The sequence below is a fragment of the Mycobacterium sp. genome, from assembly GCF_035570115.1.
GTDB lineage: Bacteria > Actinomycetota > Actinomycetes > Mycobacteriales > Mycobacteriaceae > Mycobacterium.
Window position 1 is genome coordinate 1 of the sequence record NZ_DATMLH010000300.1, and the last position, 4,903, is coordinate 4,903.

The following is a 4,903-nucleotide window of genomic DNA, read 5'->3' on the forward strand; positions in this document are numbered from 1 at the left end:
ATTAGCTGGTGGTCTGGAGTGCTGCGTTGCGTTCGAGATGAAAGGTATCGGCATTAGGTCGGTGCAGCGACGTCGTCAACCAACCAAGTTGCGGCGGATCGTTGTCTTCCGGCGACAAAGCCGCCGCAAAAGGCCTGGATAGGCCTATCGGTGGTGGCGGCGGCCGCTTAAGGCAGCCGCTGCTCGACCTCGAAGGCCAGACAGAGTTCGGCCATATCCTTGGGCCGCGAAAGTGACCGGCCGGTCAACTCCTCGATTCGGCGAAGACGGTGCCGCACGGTGTTGGGATGACAGTAGATTTTCGTCGCGGTGTCGTTAGCGGAGCCGCCCTCCTGCAACCACGCTTGGAAGGTGTCGAGCAGGATCGTGCGCTCCGCGGGCGGCAGTTCGTCTAGTCGCCACAGCACCGACGACCTGATTTTCGCCATGACGTCTGGGGCGCTGACCGCCGCGATGGCAAGAGGGGTGTCGTCGAACACCGTGACCAGCGAGTCCGCCGACGGCCTCCCAGTCACCGCCAGCCGGGCGAATCGCAGCGCGTCGCTGGTTTCGGCCAAGTCATGAAACGGCGGGCTGACGCCGACCCGGACGGTCGCGGCCTGGCGGAGCACTGAAATCAAAGTGCCGAGTGTGTCGGGTATCCGCACGTGGACGATGCCGACGTGTAAGTCCGGCAGCAGCCGCCAGGCCGACCGGATATCGCGGGTGGCGAGCTTATTTTCGATCGCGGGCAAACCCAATTTCCCAATGGTCGGCAACTCGGCTGCCACGACGACGTACGGTCCGGTGGTGGGCAGCCGGAGCAGGTCGGCCGCCTCCCAGAGGCTCTGGGTGTCGGTGATCCGCCGAGATAGCAGCGCTTCGACCAACGCTGACCGTTCTTCCTCCTGCTCCAGGATCTGCGCGGTCAGCTGCTGCCGATAGGCGCTGGCCATCGCCTGGGTAAAGGTGTCCTGGGCAAGGAAGACGCGTGCGGTGGCCTCCAGAATCGATTCGGTGGGTATTTCCGCGGCCCGCGCGGCGGCGAGGGTCTCCTCCCACATGAAGCGAAAGCCGATCCGATAGGCCGTCATCACCGCCGGTAACGGCAAACCCACGAGCGCGCGTGCAGTTCCGGTGTGCTCGGCAGGCGAGACATCGACGTCCGCGTCTCCCGAAAGTGCGTGGAAGACGAACGTCAGGTTTGCCTCACAACTTGCCCGTAGTTCGTCTTTCGTGAGGACGGTGCCGTCGCGGTACGCGTCGATCTCGCTGAACAGCCGGTCGGCCAGCGTCTGGCCAAGTTCCGGGGCACGGGCCAGCATGAGCTTGCTGAGCTCAACGACGTGCGGATCAGGTTCGGCTCCGCGCCCGACGCCGCCGGCGTGCGATACCGCGCTCATACCCCGAAACCTTACGGCCGTTGTGGTCAGGCACAGGCGACAGGATCAGAGCCTGGTCGTCGACGTCAGCCGATGCGCGCAGCCGAGACGTTGGATACGCCCGCGATCCGCAGCGCGAATTCGCCGTAAAGGTAGGCGAGCTGGTTATCGACATCTCGCCGTCGGGGCGAAACCACCTCGGAACGCTCTCGGCCATCTCGATGATCGCGAAGGCCGCAATCTTTGGGTTGGCAACAGCCATGCGTCCCCGGCCGACTCCGTCGTTGAGCAGATCCTCGAACGCGGCGCGATACCGTCGGCGTCGCTCCAGGATCGCGGTCAGCGCATCGCCTTCGGCCCACGGGAATTCACGGATTGCGATGAGGGCCTCGTCCCGTTACGAACGAGCAGTCGTACGAAAATTGATGCGATGCCTCGCTCGCATCGTGGTGGCATGCTCGCAAATGTTAGGGGCGAGAGCTTGGCTGCTAGGCACGGCGCATGGGTCGAATGGCTCAGGTAGGGGCGCTCTCGCGGGCGATGATGTAGAAGTAGCCGTCCTCATCGACCAGGCCAATGTCGCCAGTCGAAAACCAGCCGTCGACAACGGCGCCCGCAACGACGTCCGGCAGGGTCCAGTAGCCCTTCATTACGTTGCGGCCGCGGACTTGAATCTCGCCGGGTGTCCCGGTCGGTACCTCGGTGGCGTGTTCATTGACCACCCGCATCTGCACGCCGTCGATGGGTGTGCCAATCGAACCGACCTTTCGTATCGCGTTGGGATGGTTGGAACACGCCACCCCCGACGTTTCCGGTAGCCCGTAGCTTTCGAGGACCACGCAGTGGAATTCATCTTCGAATTTACGTAGCACCTCGAGCTGCATCGCAGCGCCGACGGAGATGCACACCCGTAGCGAACCAAAGTCCAGATTGTGGCCGGGCACGGCCCCGAGTATCGCTGTATACATGGCAGGTGAACCCTCGAAGATTGTAACCCGCTCGGCCGCAACCATTTCCAACGCTCTGTTGGCATCAAAACTGGGAAGTAGCGCCAGCGTCGCGCCGGACGAGATCGCCGGGCCCAGACCGTATGCCATCCCGAACGCGTGGAACAACGGGAAGCAATTCAGCACTACGTCGTCGGGCCCAATGTCGAGCAGGCTGCGCGCAATGACGGCTTGGCTGCTTAGCAGGTTGCTGTGGGTGAGTTGGGCCCCCTTGGGCACGCCCGTCGTACGTGACGTGTGCAGGATGACCGCGTTGTCGTTGTTCGCGCGGGTCACCGGCCAGGCGCGCCCGAGAAAGTCGTCGGTCAGCTGCTCCAGCGTGTACTTGCCTACACCGATTGGGAGAGCTCCGGCGGCCCGTGCCCCCGCGGTGGCGGCAGGCCAACAGGACAGGGCGAAAACCAACAGGCGTGCACCGGCATTGGTCAAGGCGAACGCGACGTCGCGGGCGCTTCGCAGCGGATCCATCGGCACCACAACGGCTCCGGCGTGCAGCACCCCGTAGAAAACCATCGCGAACTCGGGACGGTTGGCCAGCATGACCCCCACCCGGTCACCCGGGCGGAGACCTCGATGGCCGAGGTAGGCGGCGAACCGCGCGGCGTTGTCGGCCAGCTCCGAGAACGTCGTTGTGGCCCCGTCACAGCGCAGCGCGGGGCCATCGGGGTACATGTCTGCCGACTCGACGAGATACAGGCTCAAATTCGTCATGAACACATCCCGGGCGGACTGCCTCGCATCATTTGACGATGCGGCTGTCGTGGCCACCTGTCGATGGAAGCAGCGACAACGAGTGGCACCAGGTGGTGTTGCATCCAACAACGGGTCCGATGGCGCCGCTCTGGGCGTCGATAATCTCGTCAGGCGGCAACCAGACCTCGACGCCTGAGCACGCCGGTGGACCGGTCAAGCGTGACGGCGAACCGGGTCAAGCGTCGATTTTGGGGCCCACGTCACTGAAGTGCATATTTGCCAGGCCGAGGCCGGGTCCTCGGGCAACGATTTTGCCCTTGTCGGGCAGCAAGGGTTCGGTTAGGACGGCCTCGGCCGAACCACCAGTTCTCGCTAGATTCGTCCGCGGGGGCGCAATCAATCACACCTGGCCAGCTGCGTGAAGGTGCTCGACGAGTAGAGGGCCAACGAGCTCGGGCGCCTCGACCTCCGGAAAGTGTCCGACCGGCGGTGGGTTGTCCAGCACGGTGATGCTGGCGGACGGGGCCTTGTCCCGAATACGGGGAAGGACATGCGATCCACTAATTGGGTCGGCGGGGCCCCAGATGAAAGTCTGTGGACCCGAATAGCTTTCGACAGCGTGCGACCAGCGCGCAGCATGCTCGCGGCGTTCGGCCATATAGCCGAGCAGCGCGGGAGCCACCCGTGTTCCCCGCGACCTGCTGAAATCCGCCCACATCTCGCCGAGCGTATGGTCAGAGATCGGTCTGCCTGAGACGCTCAAAAGCACTGCACGATATAGGGGTTCGGTGATATACGCTTCGGCGTCGTCGCCAGTGAGTTCAGCGAGGTGCCGTTGAAAGTCAACGGGTCGATGCAGCTCGGGGAACATGCCCCCGTTGAGCCAGGCCATCGACTCAATGCGGCCGGGGTCGCGAGATAACAGTTCTTGGGCTACCGAAACACCGTAATCGTGGGCGACCAGTGCGGTGCGGTCGATAGCCAGATCGCCCCACACCGCCTGCACAAGACTGGCCTGCTCCATCAACGAGTAGTTATGTGGATGCGGTTTGTCGCTGCTGCCGTAGCCCAGGAAGTCCAGGGTCGTCACGCGATAACCGGCACCCGTAAGGTCTGGTACCACGCCTGCCCAGTCGAACGACGACGCCGGAAAGCCGTGGAAAAGGGTTACCGGCTTGCCGTCGATGGGGCCATCTTGGCGGACGAACAACTCGTGCGGCGAGCCGCTGACGGCGCGTCGGGAGCCACCCGAAGTCCAACAATCCAGCGTCGTATTCATCTAGGGGATCCGAGCGGTTGGGCTTACTGGACGAGGTCTGGGTCGCTGCCCAGGATCTGATCGAACAGCGGTTGCGCCTGGAACCATCCGGCCGCGGGAGTCCCAATGAGCTCGCGGGTGGCAAGGGCCACGTCGTGGGGTATGAGTTTCGGCGTTCCCGCCGCCATGGCGACCAGCTGTACCTGGCATGAGCGTTCCATCGTGATGAACCACCAAATAGCCTCGGCGACGGTGTGGCCGACGGTGAGAAGGCCGTGGTTTTGCAGAACGGCGGCCTTGTTCGGTCCGAGTGCCTTGGCCAGACGGACGCCCTCGTCCATGTCGTTGACGAGCCCGTGATAGTCGTCGTACACAGCGTGGTCTTCGTAGAACGCACACGCATCCTGGGTAATCGGATCGAGGTGGATTCCCAAGCTGGAGAACGCCCGTCCGTACATTGAATGAGAATGCGCCGCCGCTAGCGCGTCGGGACGGGCCTCGTGCACTCGGGAATGGATCACAAACGCTGCACGATTGACGGGACGAGAACCTTCGATCACATCGCCTTTGTGATCGACCAAGAT

At 63.4% G+C, this 4,903-nt stretch carries 4 protein-coding genes and 1 pseudogene; all 5 read right to left on the reverse strand.

Annotation, left to right across the window (positions count from 1 at the left end; all coding sequences use genetic code 11):
• Positions 1–167 precede the first annotated feature (167 nt).
• A complete protein-coding gene (locus tag VNW74_RS28555; protein WP_325683154.1) occupies positions 168–1,382 on the reverse strand; it encodes a helix-turn-helix domain-containing protein in 1,215 nt (404 codons plus the stop codon).
• Between the two features lie 205 nt (positions 1,383–1,587).
• Positions 1,588–1,743: pseudogene (locus tag VNW74_RS32020) on the reverse strand (hypothetical protein); the annotation flags it as partial.
• Between the two features lie 133 nt (positions 1,744–1,876).
• A complete protein-coding gene (locus tag VNW74_RS28560; RefSeq protein WP_325683156.1) occupies positions 1,877–3,079 on the reverse strand; it encodes an AMP-binding protein in 1,203 nt (400 codons plus the stop codon).
• A gap of 382 nt (positions 3,080–3,461) precedes the next feature.
• Complete coding sequence (locus tag VNW74_RS28565; protein ID WP_325683158.1) at positions 3,462–4,340, reverse strand: alpha/beta hydrolase; 879 nt, start codon at positions 4,338–4,340, stop codon at positions 3,462–3,464.
• 23 nt (positions 4,341–4,363) lie between these two features.
• Positions 4,364–4,903 (reverse strand): class II aldolase/adducin family protein (locus VNW74_RS28570; RefSeq protein ID WP_325683160.1); only part of this gene is annotated, 540 nt, incomplete at its 5' end.